24 protein-coding genes are annotated in these 22,085 nt (G+C 67.9%); all 24 read left to right on the top strand.

From position 1 onward, the window contains the following. Positions 1 to 845: flagellin (locus ABE434_RS18335; protein ID WP_346479821.1), on the top strand; the 845-nt coding region annotated here is incomplete at its 5' end. Positions 846 to 1,299: 454 nt separating this feature from the next. Beyond that, positions 1,300 to 2,682: a flagellar filament capping protein FliD gene (gene fliD, locus ABE434_RS18340; protein ID WP_346479822.1), complete on the top strand. Its 1,383-nt coding sequence runs from the start codon at positions 1,300 to 1,302 to the stop codon at positions 2,680 to 2,682. Positions 2,683 to 2,810: 128 nt separating this feature from the next. Further along, positions 2,811 to 3,227 (top strand): flagellar export chaperone FliS, encoded by a 417-nt coding sequence (gene fliS / locus ABE434_RS18345; RefSeq protein ID WP_179458989.1) that lies wholly within the window; start codon positions 2,811 to 2,813, stop codon positions 3,225 to 3,227. Next, positions 3,224 to 3,520, top strand: coding sequence for a hypothetical protein (locus ABE434_RS18350; RefSeq protein WP_176989026.1), 297 nt, complete (start codon positions 3,224 to 3,226; stop codon positions 3,518 to 3,520). The genes fliS and ABE434_RS18350 overlap by 4 nt, the downstream gene beginning before the upstream one ends. Next, on the top strand, positions 3,517 to 4,098 hold the full coding sequence (locus tag ABE434_RS18355; protein WP_176989027.1) for a PilZ domain-containing protein: 582 nt from the start codon (positions 3,517 to 3,519) through the stop codon (positions 4,096 to 4,098). Before ABE434_RS18350 ends, ABE434_RS18355 begins: the two co-directional genes overlap by 4 nt. Before the next feature lie 87 nt (positions 4,099 to 4,185). Beyond that, on the top strand, positions 4,186 to 4,818 hold the full coding sequence (locus ABE434_RS18360) for a response regulator transcription factor (protein WP_121036749.1): 633 nt from the start codon (positions 4,186 to 4,188) through the stop codon (positions 4,816 to 4,818). 263 nt (positions 4,819 to 5,081) lie between these two features. Further along, entirely contained in the window at positions 5,082 to 6,494 is a 1,413-nt protein-coding gene (gene rpoN / locus ABE434_RS18365) for an RNA polymerase factor sigma-54 (RefSeq protein WP_346479823.1), read from the top strand. Positions 6,495 to 6,508: 14 nt separating this feature from the next. Beyond that, a complete protein-coding gene (locus ABE434_RS18370; protein ID WP_026070040.1) occupies positions 6,509 to 6,886 on the top strand; it encodes a response regulator transcription factor in 378 nt (125 codons plus the stop codon). Continuing rightward, positions 6,883 to 8,379: a sigma-54 dependent transcriptional regulator gene (locus ABE434_RS18375; RefSeq protein WP_346479824.1), complete on the top strand. Its 1,497-nt coding sequence runs from the start codon at positions 6,883 to 6,885 to the stop codon at positions 8,377 to 8,379. Before ABE434_RS18370 ends, ABE434_RS18375 begins: the two co-directional genes overlap by 4 nt. Before the next feature lie 252 nt (positions 8,380 to 8,631). Beyond that, positions 8,632 to 8,994, top strand: coding sequence for a flagellar hook-basal body complex protein FliE (fliE, locus tag ABE434_RS18380; protein ID WP_346479825.1), 363 nt, complete (start codon positions 8,632 to 8,634; stop codon positions 8,992 to 8,994). A gap of 12 nt (positions 8,995 to 9,006) precedes the next feature. Further along, positions 9,007 to 10,647, top strand: coding sequence for a flagellar basal-body MS-ring/collar protein FliF (gene fliF, locus ABE434_RS18385; protein WP_346479826.1), 1,641 nt, complete (start codon positions 9,007 to 9,009; stop codon positions 10,645 to 10,647). 13 nt (positions 10,648 to 10,660) lie between these two features. Then, positions 10,661 to 11,647 (top strand): flagellar motor switch protein FliG, encoded by a 987-nt coding sequence (gene fliG, locus ABE434_RS18390; RefSeq protein ID WP_176989152.1) that lies wholly within the window; start codon positions 10,661 to 10,663, stop codon positions 11,645 to 11,647. Next, complete coding sequence (locus ABE434_RS18395; protein ID WP_346479827.1) at positions 11,644 to 12,279, top strand: FliH/SctL family protein; 636 nt, start codon at positions 11,644 to 11,646, stop codon at positions 12,277 to 12,279. Before fliG ends, ABE434_RS18395 begins: the two co-directional genes overlap by 4 nt. Further along, positions 12,276 to 13,655 (top strand): FliI/YscN family ATPase, encoded by a 1,380-nt coding sequence (locus ABE434_RS18400; RefSeq protein WP_179458998.1) that lies wholly within the window; start codon positions 12,276 to 12,278, stop codon positions 13,653 to 13,655. Before ABE434_RS18395 ends, ABE434_RS18400 begins: the two co-directional genes overlap by 4 nt. Before the next feature lie 3 nt (positions 13,656 to 13,658). Next, positions 13,659 to 14,117, top strand: a complete 459-nt coding sequence (fliJ, locus tag ABE434_RS18405) for a flagellar export protein FliJ (protein ID WP_179458999.1) — start codon at positions 13,659 to 13,661, stop codon at positions 14,115 to 14,117. Continuing rightward, on the top strand, positions 14,117 to 15,274 hold the full coding sequence (locus ABE434_RS18410; RefSeq protein ID WP_346479830.1) for a flagellar hook-length control protein FliK: 1,158 nt from the start codon (positions 14,117 to 14,119) through the stop codon (positions 15,272 to 15,274). Before fliJ ends, ABE434_RS18410 begins: the two co-directional genes overlap by 1 nt. Positions 15,275 to 15,535: 261 nt before the next feature. Beyond that, a complete protein-coding gene (locus ABE434_RS18415; RefSeq protein ID WP_176989035.1) occupies positions 15,536 to 16,054 on the top strand; it encodes a flagellar basal body-associated FliL family protein in 519 nt (172 codons plus the stop codon). An 8-nt stretch (positions 16,055 to 16,062) separates the two neighbouring features. Then, positions 16,063 to 17,070 (top strand): flagellar motor switch protein FliM, encoded by a 1,008-nt coding sequence (gene fliM / locus ABE434_RS18420; RefSeq protein ID WP_176989036.1) that lies wholly within the window; start codon positions 16,063 to 16,065, stop codon positions 17,068 to 17,070. Further along, positions 17,067 to 17,420 (top strand): flagellar motor switch protein FliN, encoded by a 354-nt coding sequence (gene fliN / locus ABE434_RS18425; protein ID WP_176989037.1) that lies wholly within the window; start codon positions 17,067 to 17,069, stop codon positions 17,418 to 17,420. Before fliM ends, fliN begins: the two co-directional genes overlap by 4 nt. Further along, positions 17,417 to 17,818 (top strand): flagellar biosynthetic protein FliO, encoded by a 402-nt coding sequence (gene fliO, locus ABE434_RS18430; RefSeq protein ID WP_176989038.1) that lies wholly within the window; start codon positions 17,417 to 17,419, stop codon positions 17,816 to 17,818. Before fliN ends, fliO begins: the two co-directional genes overlap by 4 nt. A gap of 2 nt (positions 17,819 to 17,820) precedes the next feature. Then, on the top strand, positions 17,821 to 18,603 hold the full coding sequence (fliP, locus tag ABE434_RS18435; protein ID WP_346479828.1) for a flagellar type III secretion system pore protein FliP: 783 nt from the start codon (positions 17,821 to 17,823) through the stop codon (positions 18,601 to 18,603). Positions 18,604 to 18,642: 39 nt separating this feature from the next. Further along, positions 18,643 to 18,912, top strand: a complete 270-nt coding sequence (locus ABE434_RS18440; protein ID WP_019184809.1) for a flagellar biosynthetic protein FliQ — start codon at positions 18,643 to 18,645, stop codon at positions 18,910 to 18,912. 11 nt (positions 18,913 to 18,923) lie between these two features. After that, the gene (gene fliR / locus ABE434_RS18445; protein WP_176989039.1) at positions 18,924 to 19,715 is read left to right on the top strand and encodes a flagellar biosynthetic protein FliR; all 792 of its coding nucleotides are present in this window, start codon (positions 18,924 to 18,926) and stop codon (positions 19,713 to 19,715) included. A 178-nt stretch (positions 19,716 to 19,893) separates the two neighbouring features. Then, positions 19,894 to 22,038: an EAL domain-containing protein gene (locus tag ABE434_RS18450; protein WP_346479829.1), complete on the top strand. Its 2,145-nt coding sequence runs from the start codon at positions 19,894 to 19,896 to the stop codon at positions 22,036 to 22,038. The last annotated feature ends 47 nt before the right edge of the window (positions 22,039 to 22,085 follow it).

Here is a 22,085-nt window from a genome sequence, read left to right on the forward strand (position 1 = left end):
CCAAGCTGCTGGACGGCTCGTTCTCCAGCCAGCTGTTCCAGGTCGGCGCCAACGCCGGTCAGGCGATCGCCATCGACAAGGTCGTCGACGCCACCGTCGACAAGCTGGGCAATTCGAGCTTCAGCAGCGCCACCCTGGCGCAGTTCGACGGCACCACCGCGCCGCCCACCGTCCGCACGCAGGTCGGTGGCACGATCAGCATCAAGGGCGCCGATGGCACCGTGAGCACCGTGGACGTGGGCAAGGTCGACGTGGCCGCGGGTTCCAGCGCAGCCGATTTCAACCGTGCCGCGGTGACCGCAGTCAATGCCAAGCTGGGCGAAACCGGCATTCTGGCGACGCTGAGCGAAGATGGTCTGGGCATCAGCGTCACCCAGGTCAAGTCGGGCGGCGACCTGGCGACCGACGTGGACACCGACGTCGCCGGCACCATCGCGCTGACCACCAAGGCATGGGACGATGCGACCGGCGACTGGGCCACCGGCGCAGCCACCGCGGCCTTCGCCACCAGCGCAGTGACCTCTGCCAGTGAAACCGTGACCGATCTGGACGTATCCACCGTGACCGGTGCACAGAAGGCGCTGTCGCTGGTCGACAACGCGCTGGAATCGATCAACAACACCCGCGCCGACCTGGGTGCGATCCAGAACCGCTTCACCTCGGTGGTTGCGAACCTGCAGACCTCGACCGAAAACCTGTCCGCGTCGCGCAGCCGCATCAAGGACACGGATTTCGCCAAGGAAACCGCAGAACTGACCCGCACCCAGATCCTGCAGCAGGCCGGTACGGCCATGCTGGCCCAGGCCAACCAGGTGCCGCAGAACGTGCTCAGCCTGCTGCGCTGATCCACGCCTGCATCGTCCCCGCCGCCGGCTTCGGCCGGCGGCGCGGGCAACCCGAGGCATCGCAAAGCACGCGCAGGAACGGGCCATGGCCATGGGACCGGACTCTCTCCCGGTCGCCACATCATCGTGGCCATGGCCCGCCCCTGCGGCAGAACTGTTATCAGCGCTGTTTGTTTGACTGAACACCCCGGGTGGCTTCGTCTCCCCCCGCTTTTCAGTAGCCTGGCCCCTCCTCTGCATTGGAGGAGGGTTTTTTACAGACCCCCTATCAAGGGCGCGGACCGCCGCCCCTGCCCCAGGGCTCCTGCAACCGGCGTGCCAAACCCGCCCCCGCCCTGGCTGGCACAACTCCTGCATCAACGTGGTTCTAAAGACCCGGCGGCTACGGCCGCTACTTTCGTTGATGGCATCGCCCTGCGACTTCACTGCAGTGGCAACAAACAGGAGATACAACGTGGCGGACTTCGGTTACGGCGGCATCGGTTCAGGACTGGATATTTCCGGCATGGTCAGCAGCCTGGTGGCCGCCGACCGCAAGCCGGCGGACAACGCACTGAACCTGCAGCAGTCCAAGGCCAAGATGCAGCTCTCGGCGATCGGCACGGTCAAATCCGCGTTCGACACCCTGAACACGGCGCTGAAGGCACTGAAGTCCAATACGGCCTTCGATGCCCGCACGTTCACGGCCAGCAAGCCCGGTACCGACGAGATCTTGACGCCGAGCGGTACCAACGCGGCCGCGGCCGGCACCCACGTCATCGACGTCAAGGAACTTGCCACGGCGAACAAGTGGATCGCCGACACCTCGCTGCCGAAGACAGAAACCTTCGGCGCCGGAACCCTGACGCTTACCGTGGGCGTGGGCGACAAGCAGAAGACGCTGAACATCAACGTCGAAGCGGATGACACGCTCAGCTCGATCCGCACCAAGATCGAAAAGGCCGGTCGCGCCTCGGGCGTGCAGGCCACGCTGATCTCCTCCGGCGACAACCAGTACCTGTCGATCTCGCAGGAGAAGTCCGGTACCGCCAATGCCATCAAGCTGACCGCCGACCCGTCGAACGCCAAGCTCGCCGCGCTGGCTGACAGCCTGAAAGAGCGCACGCCCGCCGCCGACGCCAGGCTGATCATCGATGGCGTGGAGGTCACCAGCAGCGAAAACACGGTGACCGACGTCGTCCCCGGCCTGACCCTGAACCTGAAGAAGACCGGCGAGAGCACCGTCACCATCAGCACCGACGTGGCGGCCGCACGCAAGGTGATGCAGGACTTCGTCACCGCCTACAACGGCGCCATCGCGGCGATCAATACCGCGACCAAGTACGACATCGAGAACAAGGAACCGTCCTCGCTGACCGGCGATGCGCAGATGCGCGGCGCTTCCAGCCAGCTGCGCAGCATGATGGGCGGCATCCTCAAGGATCTCTCGGCCGCCGGCCTGGACCCCAAGAAAATCGGCCTGCAGACCCGCGCCTATCCCAACGCCGATGGCAGCCTGGTGCTGGATACCGCCAAGTTCGACGCAGCCCTGGTCAATCAGGGTGGCGCGGTACGCGAAGCCTTCACCGGCGATGACGGTGCGGCGGCCAAGCTGTTTGCCATGGTCGACGGCTATGTCAGCACCACCGTGGGCAAGGAAGGCGCGTTCGTCTCGCGCACCAAGAGCCTCAACACCACGCTGACCGACATCGACAAGCGCCGCAAGGCGCTGGATGTGCGCATGGAAGGCGTGTCCGAGCGTTACAAAAAGCAGTTCCTCGCGCTCGACGCGCTGATGAGCAAGATGAGCCAGACCATGTCCAGCCTCACCTCGCAGCTCTCGCAGCTCAGCGGCTGATCGATCGCGGCAGCGGACTCAAGTTGAACCGGCCCGCTGCCGATATCACTGGCAGGACACCCCGCAGGCTCCACCCGGTGCCGACGATGTCGCGAACCTCGCGGCCCCGCATGAAGGAGACATGATTGATGTACGGTTCCAACCGTCAATTCACCGAGCAGTACCGCAAGGTCGGCGTGCAGAGTTCGGTTACCGATGCCGACCCGCACAAGCTGGTGGCGCTGCTGCTGGCCGGTGCCTGCGAACGCCTTCGTCTCGCGCTGGCCTGCCTGGAACGTGGCGACCAGGCACGCAAAGGCAAGGCGATCGGCGAGGTCTGTGCGATCGTCGGCCATCTCAACGGCTCGCTGGACCATGAGGCCGGCGGCGAGATCGCGGGCAATCTGTCCTCGCTCTACGACTACGTGATGCACCGGCTGACCGAAGCCAACCTGCACAATGATCCGGCCGCGCTGACCGAAGCCCTCGAGCTGCTCGGCGAGATCGACGCCGCCTGGAATGCCATCCCGCAGCAGCAGCGCCAGACTGCGCAGGCTGCTCCGTGAGTTCGCTCGGGGCGCTGAACGCCCGGCTCGATGCACTGGAAACCGCGCTGCACGACGAGAATTTCGACGAGGCCGGGCTGCAGTTGGACGCCCTCGATGCCGCCCAACAGGACTACCTGGCCGGCCCGTCGGCCCTGTTCGATGTGCCGGGCCTGTCCTCGCTGCAGGCGCGCCAGCAGCGCATCATGCTGTTCATGATGCGTCAGCGCGAAGATGCCAGCCGCCACATCCACAATGGCCACCAGTCCCTTCGCGCCGCGCAGGCGTACCTGACCGCAGAATCCCTGTCATGACCGACCTTCGCACCAGCGCCATCCATCACCCGGCCGAAAGCGAGCTGTTCGATGAGACGCTGAGCTGCGAACTGGCGCTGCCGGCCGAGTTCCGCATCGGCAGCGCGGTGATCCGCCCCGGCACCGCCGAGACCCTGCTGCGCAGCGTGGCCCTGGTCGAGGACGCGCGCGGCGACGACGGCCATGACGACCGCAGCGATGCGACGCTGCAGGTACAGCGCCTGGAAGCCAAGCTGGACCTGGTCATGGTGCTGCTGGGCCGGCTGGTGCGCCAGACCACCCAGGACCTGCCCCTGCGTCCGCTGCGCTGGTCGCGCCGCGGCATCCGCCTGGAACAGGGCACACGCAGCGGCGCCACCCCGGGAAGCATGGGCGTGATCCGCCTGCAGCCCTGCGATTGGCTGCCCGACCATATCGACCTGCCGGTGGTCATCGTCGCCGAAGCCGCCAACGGCTCGGGGGCGCACTATCTCTGGCTGCGGTTCGAGGGGCTCAGCGACGCGCTGGAGATGGCGCTGGAACGTCATCTGTTCCGCCTGCACCGCCGCCAGATCGCCGAAGCACGTCGTCTGCGCTGACCATACGCTCCCGACTGTGACCCAATCGGCTTGGCGGTAGGCCTTCACTCCGTTAAGGTGACGACCTCCCCGCTTCCCTAGCAGCCTGTGCGCGTTCTCATCGTCGATGATCACACCCTGGTCCGTGCCGGCCTCAGCCGCCTGCTGCAGGGCTTTGCCGACGTCGAGGTCATCGCCGAGGCCAGCAACGCCGAACAGGCGCTGCAACTGAGCGTGCAGCATTCCCCGGACGTGGTGCTGATGGACCTGTCCCTGCCCGGCCGCACCGGCCTGGAAGCCCTGAGCGACATCCTGCTGCGGACGCCCGGCTCGCGCGTGGTCATGATGACCATGCACGATGATGCCGTGCACGTCCGCGATGCGCTCGACCGGGGTGCGGTCGGCTTCGTGGTCAAGGATGCCGCCCCGCAGGAGCTGGAACTGGCGCTGCGTGCCGCCCATGCCGGCCAGGTGTTCCTGAGCCCGCAGATCTCGGCCAAGATGCTGGCGCCCATGCTGGGCAGGGAAAAGCCAGTGGGGGTCGCGGCCCTGTCGCCGCGCCAGCGCGAGATCCTGCGCCAGATCGGCAAGGGCGAAAGCAACAAGGAAATCGCCGCCGACCTCGGCATCAGCGTCAAGACGGTGGAGACCCACCGCGCCCGCATGATGGAATCGCTGGGCTGCCGCCGCGCCAATGATCTGGTGCTGCTCGCCGCCCGCCACCAGCACGAGCTGGAGTGAAGTGCGCCGGTTCTCCGGCACACAGCGGGCCGCCGGCCGATCGGTGACGGATTATTGAAGCCGGGAAGGCGGTGCTGGCGACCACCGTGCAAGGCCGGACCGTCCCGCACCGTCAAAATACCGCGCTGGTGTAGGGGTTCTCCCTACACGCTGTCAGGCATTTGACGACCCGACTCAGGAACCCCCTGATTCCCGGCGTACGGGAACAGAAGCAAGATGTGTTCCATAACGCACCGGGGAGTCGGTGCGAACGGGGAACCACCTTGAAAGCCTCCATGTCGACCCAGATGGGTCAGCAGCTTCACCTCACGCCGCAGCTTCTGCAGTCCATCCGCCTGCTGCAGCTTGACGGGATGCAGCTGGAACTGGAAATCCGCCGCGCACTGGACAGCAACCCGCTGCTCGAGCTCGAGGAAGCGCCGGAGCCGGTGGCGGCCGAGACCGCCGAAGCTACGACCAGCCAGGACGTGGCCGCCTTCGACGAACTGCCCGAGAGCACCATGTGGGACGTCGCCGGCGCCGGCTGGCAGGATGGCGACGATGACCGCATGCAGCGCGTGGCGGCGGGCGAATCCTCCGACCCGCAGCTGCGCGCCCTGCAGCGCCTGGCGATGGAGCTGGATGCCCGCGACCTGGCCGTGGCCGGTTTCTGGCTGGAGCACTGCGATGACGCCGGCTATCTGGATGCCCCGCTCGCCCAGCTGACCCTGCTCGCCAGCGCCCGCTGCGATGTCGATGCCGCGGGCGTGGAAGCGGTCCGCCAGCAGATCCTGCACGGCGACCCGGTCGGCCTGGCCGCGCAGGACCTGCATGAATGCCTGAGCGTCCAGCTGCGCGCCCTGCCCGGCCGGGTCCCCGCCAGCCATCTGGCCCAGCGCGTGCTCGATCACGGCCTGGCCGCACTGGCCGCACACGATTACCCGGCCCTGGCCCGGCAACTGGATGCCGAAGTCGCCGACATCCATGAAGCGGTCCGTCTGATCCTGTCGCTGCAGCCGCGCCCGGGCGAAAGCCTGCTGCCGGACAGCAACGGCGTGGTCATCCCGGACGTGGTGGCCTGGCACGCCGATGGCCAGTGGCGCGTGGCGCTCAATCCGGCCACCAGCCGCCGCCTCAGCATCAACCCGCACTACGAACAGGCCCTGGCCGAGACCACCGAAGCGGCCCAGCCGCTGCGCGACATGCTGCAGGAAGCGCGCTGGCTGACCCGTGGCCTGTCGATGCGCTATGACACCCTGCTGCGCACCGCGCGGGTGATCATCGAGCGCCAGTCCGGCTTCCTGACCCGTGGCGAAGAAGCCATGGCGCCGCTCACGCTGAAGGAAGTGGCCGACGAAATCGGCATGCACGAGTCCACCGTCTCGCGCATCACCACCGGCAAGTACCTGCAGACCCCGCGCGGGACGCTGGAACTGAAGCATTTCTTCGCAGTGCGCCTGGAAGGTGCCAGCGTCTCCGGCCAGGCCGTCAAGGCCATGGTGCGTCGCCTGATCGAGTCCGAGCCGGCCGCGCGCCCGCTGGCCGATGAAGCCATCGCCGGCCTGCTCTCGCGGCAGGGGGTGAACATCGCCCGCCGTACCGTTGCAAAATACCGCGAACAACTGGACATCGCCCCGGCGCGCGAACGCCGCCGCAGCCATGCCAGCACCCCGCACCTCCTGGCCCGGGTGGGCTGAAGGAAATGGAAGACATGAACAAGCTCACCGTCCTGCTGGTCGACGACCACGAAGGTTTCATCAACGCCGCCATGCGCCACTTCCGCAAGGTCGACTGGCTCGATGTGATCGGCAGCGCCGCCAATGGCCTGGAAGCGATCGAACGCTCCGAGTCGCTGCGCCCGAAGGTGGTGCTGATGGACCTGGCCATGCCGGAGATGGGCGGCCTGCAGGCGACCCGCCTGATCAAATCGCAGGACGACGCACCCTACATCGTCATCGCCAGCCACTTCGATGACGCCGAACACCGCGAGCACGCCCTGCGCGCCGGGGCCGACAACTTCGTCAGCAAGCTGTCCTACATCCAGGAAGTGATGCCGATCCTGGAAGGGCTGAAGGGGAACGGATCATGAGCGAATCACGCATCCTGGTCGTGGACAACGACGCGGTCCGCGCCGAGCGCACCGTCGCCCTGCTGGAGTTCATGGACTTCAACCCGCGCTGGGTGGCCGACGCGAACGATTTCGACATCACCCGCCATCGCCCGAACGACTGGATGGCCGCGATCATCGGCGGCCTGGACGGCTCCGAGCGCAGCGACGCGCTGTTCGCCTGGCTGGGCAAGGGCGCACTGCCGCCGCCGGTGATGCTGATCGATGGCGACACCACCGCTTTCGCCCGGCAGTACGGTCTGCACGAAGCCAATGTGTGGCCGCTGGAAGCCCCGCTGCGCCACGCGCAGATGGAGGGACTGCTGCGCCGCGCCAGCCTCAAGCGCCTGGATGCCGAGCACCAGGCCGGCGCCGTGCAGGACCAGGGTCCGACCGGCGAGGGCCCGGCCGTCACCCAGCTGCGCCGCATGATCGAGCAGGTCGCCGCGTTCGACACCACCGTGCTGGTGCTGGGCGAATCGGGCACCGGCAAGGAAGTGGTCTCGCGCTCGATCCACCAGCGTTCGCCGCGCCGCGACGGTCCGTTCGTGGCGATCAACTGCGGCGCGATCCCGGCCGACCTGCTGGAAAGCGAACTGTTCGGCCACGAAAAGGGCGCCTTCACCGGCGCGCTGAGCGCCCGCAAGGGCCGCTTCGAAATGGCCGAAGGCGGCACCCTGCTGCTGGACGAAATCGGCGACATGAGCCTGCCGATGCAGGTCAAGCTGCTGCGCGTGCTGCAGGAGCGCAGCTTCGAGCGGGTCGGCGGCAACCAGACCATCCGCTGCAACGTGCGCGTGATCGCCGCCACCCATCGCGATCTGGAATCGCGCATCGCCGACGGCAAGTTCCGCGAAGATCTGTTCTACCGGCTCAACGTGTTCCCGATCGACGTGCCGGCCCTGCGCGAGCGCAGCGAAGACCTGCCCGCGCTGGTCACCACCATTGCCGGCCAGCTGGCCCGCACCGGGCGCGGCGAAGTGCGCTTCACCGGCGAAGCGCTGCAGGCGCTGGCCACCTACGAGTGGCCGGGCAATGTGCGCGAGCTGACCAACCTGGTCGAGCGCCTGGCCGTGCTGCACCCCAGCGGCAACGTGCGCGTGCAGGATCTGCCGGCGCGCTACCGCGGCGATTTCGCCGTCCCGGCCCCGGTCGTGGCGGCCGTACCGGCGGTTGCCGCCGACGAGCGCCTGGACCTGCGCAGCTTTTCGTTCCACACCCCGGGTGCCCAGGGCACCACGGCTGCGGACAACGGCAGCGGCCCGGCCGCCCGCGCGCCGGCCCTGCCGGACGACGGCATGGACCTGCGCAACCACATGGCCAGCATCGAGTTGAACCTGATCAACGAAGCACTGGAACGCACCCAGGGCGTCGTCGCCCACGCTGCCCAGCTGCTCGGCCTGCGCCGCACCACGCTGGTGGAAAAGCTGCGCAAGTACGGCATCGAGCGCGACCAGACCGAACTGGCCGGCTGAGCGGATTGGCAGCTGGAAAGCAAAAGCCCGGGCACGTCCCGGGCTTTTTTTTGACCCCACCCTCCGCCGGTTTTCCGGCGTCGACTCTCCGGCACGTCACCGCAACAAAGTGCCGCTGGCGCATGCCGTCGTACCGCACCCGCCTGACCGCAAACCCCCGCCCCCCCTTACAAAACTGAATCGCTCATCGGTTTCGGCACGGCACTTGCAACGTATTCACCCGTAACCCACCCCTGCTTCGGAACGTTCCAGATGTCGCACTCCGTCACCTCGATCCTTTCTCAGATCCGCACCTTCCAGACCCAGATGGGGCAACCCGCCGTCAGTCCGCTGACGGACGTGCCGCGCAGCAATGCCATCCAGGGCCTGGTGGCCCCCCAGGAGATCCAGGGCCCCAGCTTTACCGAAACCCTGCGTGGCGCCATCGCCGGCGTCAACGATGCGCAACAGAAATCCGGCGCGCTGGCCAAGTCCTTCGAACTGGGTGAACCCGGTGCGGACCTGGCCAAAGTGATGGTCGCCTCGCAGCAGTCCCAGATCGCCTTCCGCGCCACCGTGGAAGTCCGTAACCGTCTCGTCCAGGCTTACCAGGACGTGATGAACATGCCGCTGTAAGGATAGAAACGCATGGCCCTGTCGCTCTCCAAAGAATCGCTGAACACCGAAAAGGCTGGGCAGTGGTTCGACCGGCTGCAAAGCCTGCAGATCACCCGTCGGCTCGGCCTGATGGCGATGATCGCCGTGGCCGTGGCGGCAGGGCTGTTCGTGTTCTTCTGGTCGCAGAAGCCGGGCATGGTGCCGCTGTACACCGGGCTGGACCAGAAGGCCACGGCCGAGGCCACCGACCTGCTGCGCGCGGCACAGATCCCCTTCGAGCTGGACCCCGCCACCGGCGGCATCACCGTGCCGGAGAAGAACCTGCACGATGCCCGCCTCAAGCTGGCCGGCTCCGGGCTGACCGACAGCGGCCGCCTCGGCTTTGAACTGATGGAGCGCGACCCGGGCTTCGGCGTCAGCCAGTTCATGGAGAACGCCCGCTACCAGCACTCGCTGGAAACCGAGCTGTCGCGCACCATCAACACGCTGCGCCCGGTCCGCGATTCGCGCGTGCACCTGGCCATCCCCAAGCCCAGCGCCTTCACCCGCCAGCGTGACGTGGCCAGCGCCTCGGTGGTGCTGGAACTGCGGGGCGGGCAGCAGCTCGAACGCGGCCAGATCGATGCGATCGTGCACATGGTCGCGGCCAGCATCCCGGACCTTGCCCCCGAGCGCGTGACCGTGGTCGACCAGAGCGGTCGCATGCTCAGCGTCTCCGACCCGAACAGCGATGCGGCCATGAATGCCGCGCAGTTCGAGCAGGTCCGCCGCCAGGAAACCTCGTTCAACCAGCGCATCCGCGAGCTGCTCGAACCGATGACCGGCCCCGGCCGCGTCAATCCGGAAGTCAGCGTGGACATGGACTTCTCGGTGATCGAAGAAGCCCGTGAGCTCTACAACGGCGAGCCGCAGAAACTGCGCAGCGAGCAGATGAGCGAGAACAGCAGCAACGTGCCCGGCCCGCAGGGCGTGCCCGGTGCGGCCAGCAATACCCCGCCGGGTCCGGCGGCCGCCCCGGCCACCGCCCAGGCACCGACTGAAACCTCGAAGAACGCCACCCGCAACTACGAGCTGGACCGCACCCTGCAGCACACCCGCCAGCCGGCCGGCCGCATCAAGCGCGTCTCCGTGGCGGTGCTGGTGGACAACGTGCCGCGCGCCGGCGCCAACGGCAAGATGGCCGACCAGGCCCTCTCGGCCGCGGAGCTGACCCGGGTCGAGGCGCTGGTCAAGCAGGCCGTTGGTTTCGATGCCGAGCGTGGCGATACGGTCTCGGTGATGAATGCCCCGTTCGTGCGTGAGGTCACCCCGGTCGAAGGGCCGAAGTGGTGGGAGCTGCCACAGGTACAGGACGCACTGCGTCTGCTGCTGGGCGCGATCGTGGTGCTGGCCCTGGTGTTCGGCGTGCTGCGCCCGGCGCTGCGCTCGATCACCGGCCAGACCAAGCCGAAAGACGACGAACTTGAACCCCACAGTGCCGATGTGCAGCTGGTCGACGATGGCGAGGGCCTGCCTGCGATCGGCAGCGAACGCCTGCACGCGGCGGGACATGAACCCCTGGCGTTGCCGGTGGACTCTTACGAGGAACGACTGCGCATGGCGCGTGAAGCTGTAAAGACCGATTCCAAGCGCGTGGCCCAGGTGGTCAAGGGCTGGGTGGCCAATGATTGATGCACCTCCCCCGCTGACCGGCGTGCAGCGCGCCGCCGTGCTGCTGCTTTCGCTGGGCGAACTGGACGCGGCCGAAGTGCTGCGCCACATGGAACCCAAGGAGGTGCAGAAGATCGGCATCGCCATGGCGACCATGACCGACATTACCCGCGAGCAGGTCGAGCGCGTCATGGACCAGTTCGGCAGCGAGCTGGGCTCCAAGACCTCGCTGGGCGTCGGTTCGGACGACTACATCCGCAACATGCTGGTGCAGGCCCTGGGCACCGAAAAGGCCGGCAGCCTGATCGACCGCATCCTGCTCGGCCGCAATACCACCGGCCTGGATGCACTGAAGTGGATGGATCCGCGCGCCGTCGCCGACCTGGTCCGCAACGAGCACCCGCAGATCATCGCCATCGTGATGGCCCACCTGGAAACCGACCAGGCCGCCGATGCGCTCAAGCTGCTGCCCGAGCGCACCCGGGTGGACGTGCTGCTGCGCATCGCGACCCTGGATGGCATCCCGCCGAACGCGCTCAATGAGCTCAACGAGATCATGGAGCGCCAGTTCGCCGGCAACCAGAACCTGAAGTCGTCCAACATCGGTGGCGTGCAGTGCGCGGCCAACATCCTGAACTTCATGGACAGCGGCCAGGACCAGGCGATCCTGGGCGAGATCGCGCGCATCGACGCCCCGCTCAGCGGCCGCATCCAGGACCTGATGTTCGTGTTCGACGATCTGGTCGACCTGGACGACCGCGAACTGCAGCTGGTGCTGCGCGAAGTCAGCGGCGAACGCCTCGGCCTGGCCCTGCGCGGTGCCGACATCAAGGTGCGCGACAAGATCACCCGCAACATGTCCCAGCGTGCAGCTGAAATCCTGCTGGAAGACATGGAAGCCCGTGGCCCGGTGCGCCTGTCCGACGTGGAAGTGGCGCAGCGCGAGATCCTGGCGATCGTCAAGCGCATGGCCGATGAAGGCACCGTCACCATTGGTGGCAACGCGGAGGCGATGCTGTGAACAACGCCGTGCGCTGGCTTGCCCCGGACCTGCTGGCGGTGCCCGAGCCGCCACCGGAAGAACAGTTCGAACTCACCGAACCGGATCTGGAGTTCGAGCCGGAGCCGTTGCTGCAGCTGCCGACCCTGGAGGAAATCCAGGCGATCCAGGACAACGCCGAGAAAGACGGCTTCGACCAGGGCCACGCCGAGGGGCTGGCCCAGGGCCAGGCCGAAGTGCGCCGCCTGATCGCGCAGATCGAAGGCATCCTCGACAACTTCAGCCGGCCGCTGGTGCGGCTGGAGAATGAAGTGGTCGCCGCGCTCGGCGAGCTGGCGGTGCGCGTGGCCGGCAACCTGGTCGGCCGTGCCTATGAAGCCGAACCGGAGCTCCTCGCACAGCTGGTCAACGAGGCGCTGGACGCCGTGGGCGGTGCAAACCGCGACGTGGAAGTCCGTCTGCACCCCGATGACATCGCCGCGCTGGCCCCGGTGCTCAACCTGGCCCCGAACCAGCGCCTGACGCCGGATCTCAGCCTGAGCCGCGGCGACCTGCGCGTGCATGCCGAAGCCGTGCGCATCGACGGCACGCTGGATGCACGCCTGCGCGGCGCCTTGGATGCGGTCATCCGCAAAGCCGGAACCACCCCATGAATACCGAGCCCCTGCCCCCGCCCGCCGACTGGACCGCCGCACGCAACCTGCGGCTGGCCTCGCGGCTGGACAACATCCGTCCGGACACCGCCCATGGCCGTGGCCTGATCCGCGAAGGCGTGCTGCGCCGCGCGGTCGGCCTGACGCTGGAAGCGGTCGGCTGCGAAGCGCCGATGGGCGCCAGCTGCAAGGTCGAAGTGGCCGATGGGGGCTGGGTCGATGCGGAAGTGGTCGGCTTCGCCGGTGAACGTACTTACCTGATGCCCAGCGCGGAACTGCATGGCCTGCTGCCCAATGCGCGGGTTGTGCCTTCGCTGGGCCGCGGTGGCGTAGAGGTGGGCGAAGGCCTGCTGGGCCGCGTGATCGACAGCGACGGCGTGCCGCTGGATGGCAAGGGCCCGATCCGCGCCGAAGGCACGGTCGGCATGGCCGGCGTATCGATCAATCCGCTGGCGCGCGAGCCGATCACCCAGCCGCTGGACGTGGGCGTGCGCGCGATCAACGCACTGCTGCCGATCGGTCGTGGCCAGCGTGTCGGCCTGTTCGCCGGCTCCGGCGTGGGTAAATCGACGCTGCTGGGCATGATGACCCGCTACACCGCCGCCGACGTCATCGTGGTCGGCCTGATCGGTGAACGTGGCCGCGAAGTGCGTGATTTCGTGGAAAGCACGCTCGGTGAAGAAGGCCTGCGCCGCGCGGTGGTGGTGGCCAGCCCGGCCGACCGCCCGCCACTGGCCCGCCTGCACGGCGCCTACCGCGCCACCGCGATCGCCGAGTGGTTCCGCGACCAGGGCCTGAACGTCCTGCTGCTGATGGACTCGTTGACCCGCTTCGCGCAGGCCCAGCGTGAAATCGGTCTGTCGGTCGGCGAGCCGCCGACCACCCGCGGCTATCCGCCGTCGGTGTTCGCCAAGCTGCCTGCGCTGGTCGAACGCGCCGGCAATGGCGCGAAGGGCCGCGGCTCGATCACCGCCTTCTACACCGTGCTGACCGAAGGCGACGATCCGCAGGATCCGATCGCCGATGCCGCACGTGCCATTCTCGACGGCCACATCCTGCTCTCGCGCCGCGTCGCCGACAGCGGCCTGTACCCGGCCATCGACGTGGAATCCTCGGTCAGCCGCGTGGTCACGGAAATCGCCGACGAACCGTGGCGCCTGCGCATCCGCAAGCTCAAGCGGCTGGTCTCGGCGTACTCGTCCAACCGCGACCTGATCGCGATCGGCGCCTACCAGCGCGGCAACGACCCGGCGACCGACGAGGCGCTGGAGCGCTGGTCGGACATTGTTGAATTCCTCGGCCAGGACGTCGGCAAAGCCGCCGACCTGCCGCACAGTCAAGCCGCCCTCAAGCGGCTGGTGGAACCAGAGACTTAAGCCATGATCCAATCCAAGCGCTTCGACCCCTTGCTGAAACGAGCCCAGGACCACGAAGACGAGGTCGCCCGCGACCTGGCCGAGCGCCAGCGCGCGCTCGACACGCATGTGTCACGCCTGGATGAGCTGCGCCGCTACGCCGAGGAGTACGCCGGCGCACAGATGTCGGCCACCAGCCCGGCCCAGCTGATGAACCGCCGCGCGTTCCTGGATCGCCTGGACAGTGCGGTCGCCCAGCAGCGGCAGACCGTGGACAACAACCGCGAGAAGGTCGACGCGGAGCGCGCCCGCCTGTTGCTGGCCAGCCGCGACAAGCAGGTGCTGGAACAGCTGGCCGCCAGTTACCGCGCGCAGGAAAAGGTGGTCACCGACCGCCGCGACCAGCGCGAGATGGACGACCTCGGGGCCCGGCGCTCGCGCCAGGCGCAGCGCGAAGACAGCGAGAACGGAGGCACCCCGTGATGCCCCCCGCCCTGCTCGGCGGCGCCGCATCCGCACAGAATGCGGGCGGCACCTCGTCCAGCCCGCGCGCGGACAGTGCCAGCGGCACCGACCGTCGGGACTTTGACGCGCTGCTCAAGCCGGGCAATGAGGCACCGCGCAACGACACGCCGCGCAGGTCCGGCAGCAGCCGCGACACGGCCAAGAGCACCACCACCAACACCCCCGGCCCGGACAAGGACGCAACGACGCGCCCCGCCAAGCCGAGCGCCACGAAGGCGGACGACCCGGTCGCCGCCACCGATGCCACGGGCAAGGCACCGGCCACGGCGGAGAAGCCGGCCGCCGAGCCGGCCGACGACACCGAAGCCGCCTGGCCGCCGCTGGGACTGGCCGGGCTGGCATTGAACGGGCTGCCGGTGCCGGTGCCGGCGCCCACGCCGGTCACACCTGTGGCGGCCGGTACCGCCGCCGGCGCCAATGCGGCGCTGCCGGCCCTGGCGACTGCAGCTCCGGAGGCGAACGCCACCCCGCCGGCGCTGGCCGCCGCGCCGCCCACCGACGGCAGCATCGCACTGCCCGCCTTGGCCGCCGATGCCGCGCCAGCCGACGATGCCCTGCTGCTGAAGACCTTCACGGACGCCTTGAACGCGGCCACCAACGACGGCCCCGATGCCCCCGCCAGTCCGTTGCTTCATGCGCTGCAGGGCATGACCGAGGCCAAGCCGGTCGTCGCCAGCCTGTTCACCGGCTCCCCCACCGCCACCCCGCATCTGGGCGGCGAAGACTTTGACGATGCCGTCGGCGCGCGCGTCGGTTGGCTGGCGGACCAGAAGATCGGCCACGCGCATATCAAGATCACCCCGAACGACCTGGGGCCCATCGAAGTGCGGTTGCAGCTGGACGGCGACAAGGTGCATGCCACCTTCACCAGCGCCCACGCCGATGTGCGTCACGCGCTGGAAAGCAGCCTGCCGCGCCTGCGTGAGCTGCTCGGCGAACAGGGCTTCCAGCTCGGCAATGCCGACGTGGGCCAGCAGCAGACCGCACCCGACGGCGGACGTGGCGATGGCAGCGGCGGCCTGACCGGCGACGACGGAGAACCGGCGCTGGCCGACACCACCCTGTCCCCGTCCCAGCTGATCCGCCAGCGCGGCCTGGTCGACGCCTACGCGTGATCGCGTAGCCGTGCAGCCACGCATGGCGTGGCTCTACCCCCGGCTGGCGGCGGCCACGTTCGCCCGGCTGGCGGCCACACATGGCTCGGCTGGCGCCACCGGTAGAGCCACGCCATGCGTGGCTGCCCTTGGTTCCGGCGAGGCAAACGTGCGCCCCTGTGTTGCGTGCCCACCCCCGCCAGAAACCCGACGCACGCCATCTCCAGCATTCAGGCACGCCCTTTGCATGTAGGCAGGAAGCAATCCTCTGGAGCTTCCCCCGTGGCCGCAGCCGCCGATAAAACCAAGAAATCCGCCGACAAGGACAAGACCGCCAAGCCGCGCAGTCCGCTCCTGGTCACCGCCCTGGTCGCGGTGCTCGCCGCCGGCGCCGCCGGTGGCGGCGTCTGGTACTTCACCCAGTCCAAGCACGACGACAAGGCCGCCAAGCCGGCCACCAGCAAATCCGCCGTGCCTGCCCCGGCGCAGTACTTCGGCCTGGAACCGCCGTTCGTGGTCAACCTCAACAGCAGCTTCGACGGCCCGCGCTACCTGCAGGTCGAAGTGCAGCTGATGAGCCGAGACCCGGCCGCGATGGAGGCGATCAAGCTGCATGCGCCGGCCATCCGCGCCAAGCTGCTGATGCTGTTCTCGCAGGTCGAACCGACCGACATCGCCGACCGCGCCGGCAAAGAGCGCCTGCAGGCCAGTTCCCTGGCCGAAGTGCAGAAGCTGCTCAAGGCCGAGACCGGCAAGCCCGGTGCCGACGAATTGCTGTTCACCAGTTTCGTGACCCAGTAAGGGCGACCATGAATGACCTGCTTTCCCAGGACGAGATCGATGCCCTGCTGCATGGCGTGGACTCCGGTGCGGTCGAGACCGACATCGATGCGCCCACGCCCGGCGAGGCGCGCTCGTACGATTTCGCCAGCCAGGACCGCATCATCCGCGGTCGCATGCCGACCCTGGAAATGGTCAACGAGCGCTTCGCGCGCCTGTGGCGCATCGGCCTGTTCAACCTGATCCGGCGCTCGGCCGAACTCTCCGTGCGTGGCATCGAGCTGATCAAGTTCAACGACTACATGCACTCGCTGTACGTGCCGACCAACCTCAACCTGATCCGCTTCAAGCCGCTGCGCGGCACCGGGCTGATCGTGTTCGAGCCGACGCTGGTGTTCGCGATCGTGGACAACTTCTTCGGCGGTGATGGGCGCTACCCGACCCGCATCGAAGGCCGCGAGTTCACCGCCACCGAAATGCGCGTCATCCACCTGCTGCTCAAGCAGACCTTCGCCGACCTGCAGGAAGCCTGGGCGCCGGTGATGGACGTGGAGCTGGAGTACATCAACTCCGAGATCAACCCGCACTTCGCCAACATCGTGACGCCGCGCGAATACGTGGTGGTCTGCCGCCTGCACGTCGAGCTCGACGGCGGTGGCGGCGACATCCACGTCACCCTGCCCTACTCGATGCTCGAGCCGATCCGCGAGCTGCTCGATGCCGGCATCCAGAGCGATCGCAACGACCGCGACGCGAGCTGGGGCGTGATGCTGCGCGAACAGCTCAACATCGCCGAAGTCACGCTCTCCAGCGTGCTGGCCAGCAAGCGCATGACCCTGCGTGAACTGACCGGCCTCAAGGTCGGCGACATCCTGTCGATCGACATGCCGGCGCAGGTGCCGTTGTGCGTGGAGAACATCCCGGTGTTCACCGGCGAGTTCGGCATCGCCAACGGGTGCAACGCCGTCAAGATCACCGCCACCCATCCCCCGGGCACCCGCCCACGCGTTCCCGTACTCCAGGAAGTCTCGAAATGAACGATATCGAATCCAACGAACCGCTGTCCCCGGTGGAACCGACGCCCGCGCAGTTCACCACGCTGCAGTCCGATGAGAACCTCGGTCCCGAGCTGAACCTGGATGTGATCCTGGATGTACCGGTGACCCTGTCGCTGGAAGTCGGCCGCGCCCGCCTGCCGATCCGCAACCTGCTGCAGCTCAACCAGGGCTCGGTGGTGGAACTGGAACGCGGTGCCGGCGAATCGCTGGACGTGTTCGTCAACGGCACCCTGATCGCCCATGGCGAGGTGGTGGTGATCAACGACCGCTTCGGCGTGCGCCTGACCGACGTGGTCAGCCCGAGCGAACGGATCCGGAGACTGCGTTGAGTGCCGGGCTGCTGATCGCGGCCGGCGCCTCGACCGTCAAGGTCGGCCAGCATGCCGCCGCCGCACCGGGCATGTTCGGTGCGGTGCTGGCGTTGCTGGGCGTGCTGGCACTGATCGTCGGCCTCGGCTGGCTGCTCAAGCGCATGCCCGGCAGCGGCTTCCGCCCGGCCGAAGGCCTGCGCGTGGTCGCCAGCCTGACCGTCGGCGCCAAGGAGCGCGTGGTGGTGGTCGAGGTCAATGGCACCCAGCTGCTGCTGGGTGTCACCGCCGGCGGCATCAACACGCTGCATCAGCTGCCCGAACCGCTGCCGACCCCGCCGCCGGCCCGCCTTCCCGATTTCAAACACCTCCCGAATTTCGCCCAGCTGCTGCAACAGCGGCTGCGCAAGGAATCCTGATCATGCGTGGCCCCCGTACCTCCTGGACCCGTTACCTGCCGCTGTTGCTGACCGCCCTGCTGTGCGTGCTGCCGGCCCTGGCCTGGGCTGCGCCCGGCGTGCCGGGCGTACCGGCGCTGCCGGACGTGAATGTCGGCAAGATCGGCGGCCAGCCGGTCAGCCTGCCGCTGCAGACACTGCTGCTGATGACGGCGATCACCCTGATCCCGTCGATGCTGCTGGTGCTGACCGCCTTCACCCGCATCATCATCGTGCTCGGCCTGCTGCGCCAGGCGCTGGGCACCGGCCAGACACCGTCCAACCAGGTGCTGCTCGGCCTGGCCCTGTTCCTCACCGCGATGGTGATGCTGCCGGTCTGGCAGAAGGCGTGGGGCAGCGGCATGGCGCCCTACCTCAACGGCGAGATCGATTTCCAGACCGCCTGGACGCTGACCACCCAGCCGCTGCGCGCCTTCATGCTGGCCCAGATCCGCGAGACGGACCTGATGACCTTCGCCGGCATGGCCGGGCATGGCACCTACTCCAGCCCGGATGCCATCCCGTTCCCGATCCTGGTCGCCTCGTTCGTCACCAGCGAGCTGAAGACCGCCTTCGAGATCGGCTTCCTGATCTTCATTCCGTTCGTGATCATTGATCTGGTCGTGGCCAGCGTGCTGATGTCGATGGGCATGATGATGCTCTCGCCGATGCTGGTCTCCGCACCTTTCAAGATCCTGCTGTTCGTGCTGGTGGATGGCTGGGTCCTCGTGGTTGGCACCTTGGCTGCCAGTTTCAATGCGGTCTGACCGCCCCGCCCTGTTGACCGATACGGACCCGAGACCGACATGACGCCCGAACTTGCCCTGACCGAACTGCGTGGTGGCCTGATCACCGTGCTGTGGGTCGCCGGCCCGCTGCTGCTCACCGTGCTGATCGTCGGCGTGGTGGTCGGCGTGGTCCAGGCCGCGACCCAGCTCAACGAACCCACCATCGCCTTCGTGGCCAAGGCAGCCGCCCTGACCGTGGTGTTGTTCGCGCTGGGCAGCCTGTTGATCGGCCACCTGGTCGAATACACCACGCTGCTGTTCCAGCGCATTCCCCACCTGATCGGCTGAGGCCCGCCGCCGTGGATTCCGCGACCCAGATGGCAGCCGATGGCCTGCAGGCCTTCGGCATGATCGGCACGATCCTGTGGACCATGCTGCGCATCGGCGCGATGCTGATGGCCATGCCGCTGATCGGCACCCGCGCGGTGCCATCGCGGATCCGCGTGCTGCTGGCCGGTGCGCTGGCGATCGCGCTGTCGCCGATGCTGCCGCCGGTGCCGGAATGGACCGGCTTCGATGCGGCCACGGTATTGACCGTCGCCCGCGAGCTGGCGATCGGCGTCTCGATCGGATTCGTGCTGCGGCTGGTATTCGAAGCCGGCGCGATGGCCGGCGAGCTGGTGGCCCAGGGCACCGGCCTGGCGTTCGCGCAGATGAGCGATCCGCTGCGCGGCGGCAGCTCCGGCGTGATCGGGCAGTGGTTCTATCTGCTGTTCGGCCTGCTGTTCTTCACCGTCAACGGGCACCTGGCGCTGATCTCACTGCTGATGGACAGCTACAAGGCCTTGCCGATCGGCACCTCGCTGCCCGATCCACAGGCGTTCCTGAGCATTGCCCCGACCTTCCTGCTGCAGGTCTTCCGTGGCGCGCTCACCTTGGCCCTGCCGCTGACCGTGGCGATGCTGGCGATCAACCTCGCCTTCGGCGTGCTGGCCCGTGCGGCACCGGCCTTGAACCCGATCCAGCTGGGCCTGCCGGTGGCGTTGCTGCTGGGGCTGTTCCTGCTCACGGTGCTGGCCGGCGAAATGGGCCCACCGGTGCAGCGCCTGTTCGACGCGGCGTTCGATGCCGCCGACAGCGTCAGCCGCTGACCCGGGACACGCCGGGACAACCACGCCACCGCTCCGCGGCGCCGCGCGCCTGCCCCTTGCGATCCCCCCCGGGCGTGGCGTTAGTCTTGGCTGAAGACGAGGCCTTCACCGGTACTCTGCGGTGATGGCGCCGCGTTCTGTCGTATCGCTCAGATGTTGACCAGGGAGAGCGTCATCCATGCTGATCGGCAGTTACACCCCGTGGTTGGTGGTCGTTTCGTTCCTGGTCGCCGTGCTGGCCTCGTTCACTGCGCTGGACATGGCCAGCCGGGTCACCACCGCGGCCACGCCCCGCACCACCTGGTTGTGGCTGGTCGGCGGCGGCTGCGCGATGGGGCTGGGCATCTGGTCCATGCACTTCATCGGCATGCTCGCCTTCCGGCTGCCGATCCCGCTCGGCTACGCGCTCGGCCTGACCACCGTCTCGCTGCTGGCCGCCATGGCGTCTTCGATCTTCGCACTGTGGCTGGTATCGCAACCCACCCTGCCGCACGGCCGCCTCGCGCTCGGCGCCGTGCTGATGGGCAGCGGCATCGCCTCGATGCATTACCTGGGCATGGCTGCGCTGCACATGCAGCCCGGGATCGACTACCACGCCGGCTGGGTGGCGCTGTCGCTGGTGATCGCGGTGGTCGCTTCATGGACCGCGCTGTTCATCGCCTTCCGCCTGCGCAGCACGCACCGTCGGCTGCGCGACCGCGCCGCACCGGCGCTGGTTCTGGGTACCGCGATCGTAGGCATGCACTACACCGGCATGGCCGCGGCGCGCTTCCCGGCCGGCAGCATCTGCGGCGCGGCGGCCGGTGACGGCCTGCAGGCGCAATGGCTGGCACTGGTGGTCCTGGTGCTGACCATCGCGATCCTGGCGGTGGTGTTGATCGTCTCCTGGCTCGACCAGCGCATGGAGGCGCAGCTGCTGCGGCTGCGCAACACCGACCTGAGCAGTTCGCTGGACGATGCCCACGCCGAGCTGACCCAGGCGGCGCTGCATGATCCGCTGACCCGCCTGCCCAATCGCCGGCTGCTGCAGCAGCGCATCGAGCAATCGCTGGCCGAGGCCGAACAGCGTGGCAGCCGCTTCGCGGTGATGTTCATGGATCTGGACGGCTTCAAGCAGGTCAACGACGCCTACGGCCATCAGACCGGCGACGCCCTGCTGGTGGCCGTCGCCGACCGCACCCGCAAACTGCTGCGGCCGGCGGACATGATGGCGCGGCTGGGCGGCGACGAGTTCGTGCTGGTGGTGCCGATCGAGAACGACGAGGACGTGGCGACACTGGCCAGCCGCATCATCCAGACCGTCGGCGGCGAGCCGCTGCTGCCGCGCCACGATCTGCAGGTGACCGCCAGCATCGGCATCGCGATCTGCCCGGACCACGGCGCCAGCGAACGCCAGCTGATGGCTTTCGCCGACGCGGCGATGTACCAGGCCAAGGAAGCCGGCCGCAACGCCTACGTGCTGTTTGCGGACTGGATGAATGACAGCGCCGAGCAGCAGTTCCAGCTGCTGGCCGACCTGCGCCGCGCGATCGGGACCGAACAGCTGTTCCTGCACTACCAGCCCAAGACCCGTGTGGCCGGGCAGTCGGTCAGCGGCGCCGAGGCGCTGATCCGCTGGCGGCATCCGCAGCAGGGGCTGATTCCACCGGACCGCTTCATCCGCCTGGCCGAGCGCAGCGGCGTGATCAACGAGATCGGGCGCTGGGCGCTGGATGAGGCCTGCCGCCAGCTGCGTGTCTGGCACGACGCCGGGCATGACGGCTGGACGGTGTCGGTGAATCTCTCGCCGATCCAGTTCGCCTCGCCCAACCTGCTGCAGGAGGTCCGCGAGGCGCTGCAGACCCACCGCATCGAACCACGCCGGCTGATCCTGGAGATCACGGAAAACACGGTGATGCGCGATACCGAGGCCAGCCTTACCCTGCTGCAGGCCATGGCCGCGCTGGGCGTGGGCATCTCCATCGATGATTTCGGCACCGGCTACTCCAGCCTGCTGTACCTCAAGCGCCTGCCGGCCACCGAGATCAAGATCGACCACGCCTTCGTGCGCGATCTGGAGAACAGCTCCGAGGACGTGGTGATCGTCTCGGCGATCGTGGCGCTGGGGCATGCGCTGGACATGGACATCGTCGCCGAGGGAGTGGAGACGGTCGGTCAGCGGGCCTACCTGGAACGACTGGGCTGCGATTACCTGCAGGGGTATCTGCTGGGGCGTCCGGTGGATGCCCAGCGCTTCATGCAGCTGCATGACCTGCCCCGGCCGCGGGTGGAGGTGGCGGCCGGCTGGAAGGCGCAGCCGCGGCCCGGCGCCTCGGCCGGGTGATGCAGGGTCACTGAGGTAGTGCCGGCCGCTGGCCGGCTCCTCGAAGA

Source organism: Stenotrophomonas sp. TWI1183, from assembly GCF_039673115.1.
Classification (GTDB): Bacteria; Pseudomonadota; Gammaproteobacteria; order Xanthomonadales; family Xanthomonadaceae; genus Stenotrophomonas; species Stenotrophomonas maltophilia_AA.

What these genes read in the sequence shown, in the direction of transcription:
- fliS (WP_179458989.1), top strand. Translation starts at nt 2,811, where the DNA reads ATGTACGGTTCCAACCGTCAATTCACCGAGCAGTACCGCAAGGTCGGC.
- ABE434_RS18355 (WP_176989027.1), top strand. Translation starts at nt 3,517, where the DNA reads ATGACCGACCTTCGCACCAGCGCCATCCATCACCCGGCCGAAAGCGAG.
- ABE434_RS18370 (WP_026070040.1), top strand. Translation starts at nt 6,509, where the DNA reads ATGAACAAGCTCACCGTCCTGCTGGTCGACGACCACGAAGGTTTCATC.
- ABE434_RS18375 (WP_346479824.1), top strand. Translation starts at nt 6,883, where the DNA reads ATGAGCGAATCACGCATCCTGGTCGTGGACAACGACGCGGTCCGCGCC.
- fliE (WP_346479825.1), top strand. Translation starts at nt 8,632, where the DNA reads ATGTCGCACTCCGTCACCTCGATCCTTTCTCAGATCCGCACCTTCCAG.
- fliF (WP_346479826.1), top strand. Translation starts at nt 9,007, where the DNA reads ATGGCCCTGTCGCTCTCCAAAGAATCGCTGAACACCGAAAAGGCTGGG.
- ABE434_RS18400 (WP_179458998.1), top strand. Translation starts at nt 12,276, where the DNA reads ATGAATACCGAGCCCCTGCCCCCGCCCGCCGACTGGACCGCCGCACGC.
- fliJ (WP_179458999.1), top strand. Translation starts at nt 13,659, where the DNA reads ATGATCCAATCCAAGCGCTTCGACCCCTTGCTGAAACGAGCCCAGGAC.
- ABE434_RS18410 (WP_346479830.1), top strand. Translation starts at nt 14,117, where the DNA reads ATGCCCCCCGCCCTGCTCGGCGGCGCCGCATCCGCACAGAATGCGGGC.
- fliM (WP_176989036.1), top strand. Translation starts at nt 16,063, where the DNA reads ATGAATGACCTGCTTTCCCAGGACGAGATCGATGCCCTGCTGCATGGC.
- fliN (WP_176989037.1), top strand. Translation starts at nt 17,067, where the DNA reads ATGAACGATATCGAATCCAACGAACCGCTGTCCCCGGTGGAACCGACG.
- fliP (WP_346479828.1), top strand. Translation starts at nt 17,821, where the DNA reads ATGCGTGGCCCCCGTACCTCCTGGACCCGTTACCTGCCGCTGTTGCTG.
- ABE434_RS18440 (WP_019184809.1), top strand. Translation starts at nt 18,643, where the DNA reads ATGACGCCCGAACTTGCCCTGACCGAACTGCGTGGTGGCCTGATCACC.
- ABE434_RS18450 (WP_346479829.1), top strand. Translation starts at nt 19,894, where the DNA reads ATGCTGATCGGCAGTTACACCCCGTGGTTGGTGGTCGTTTCGTTCCTG.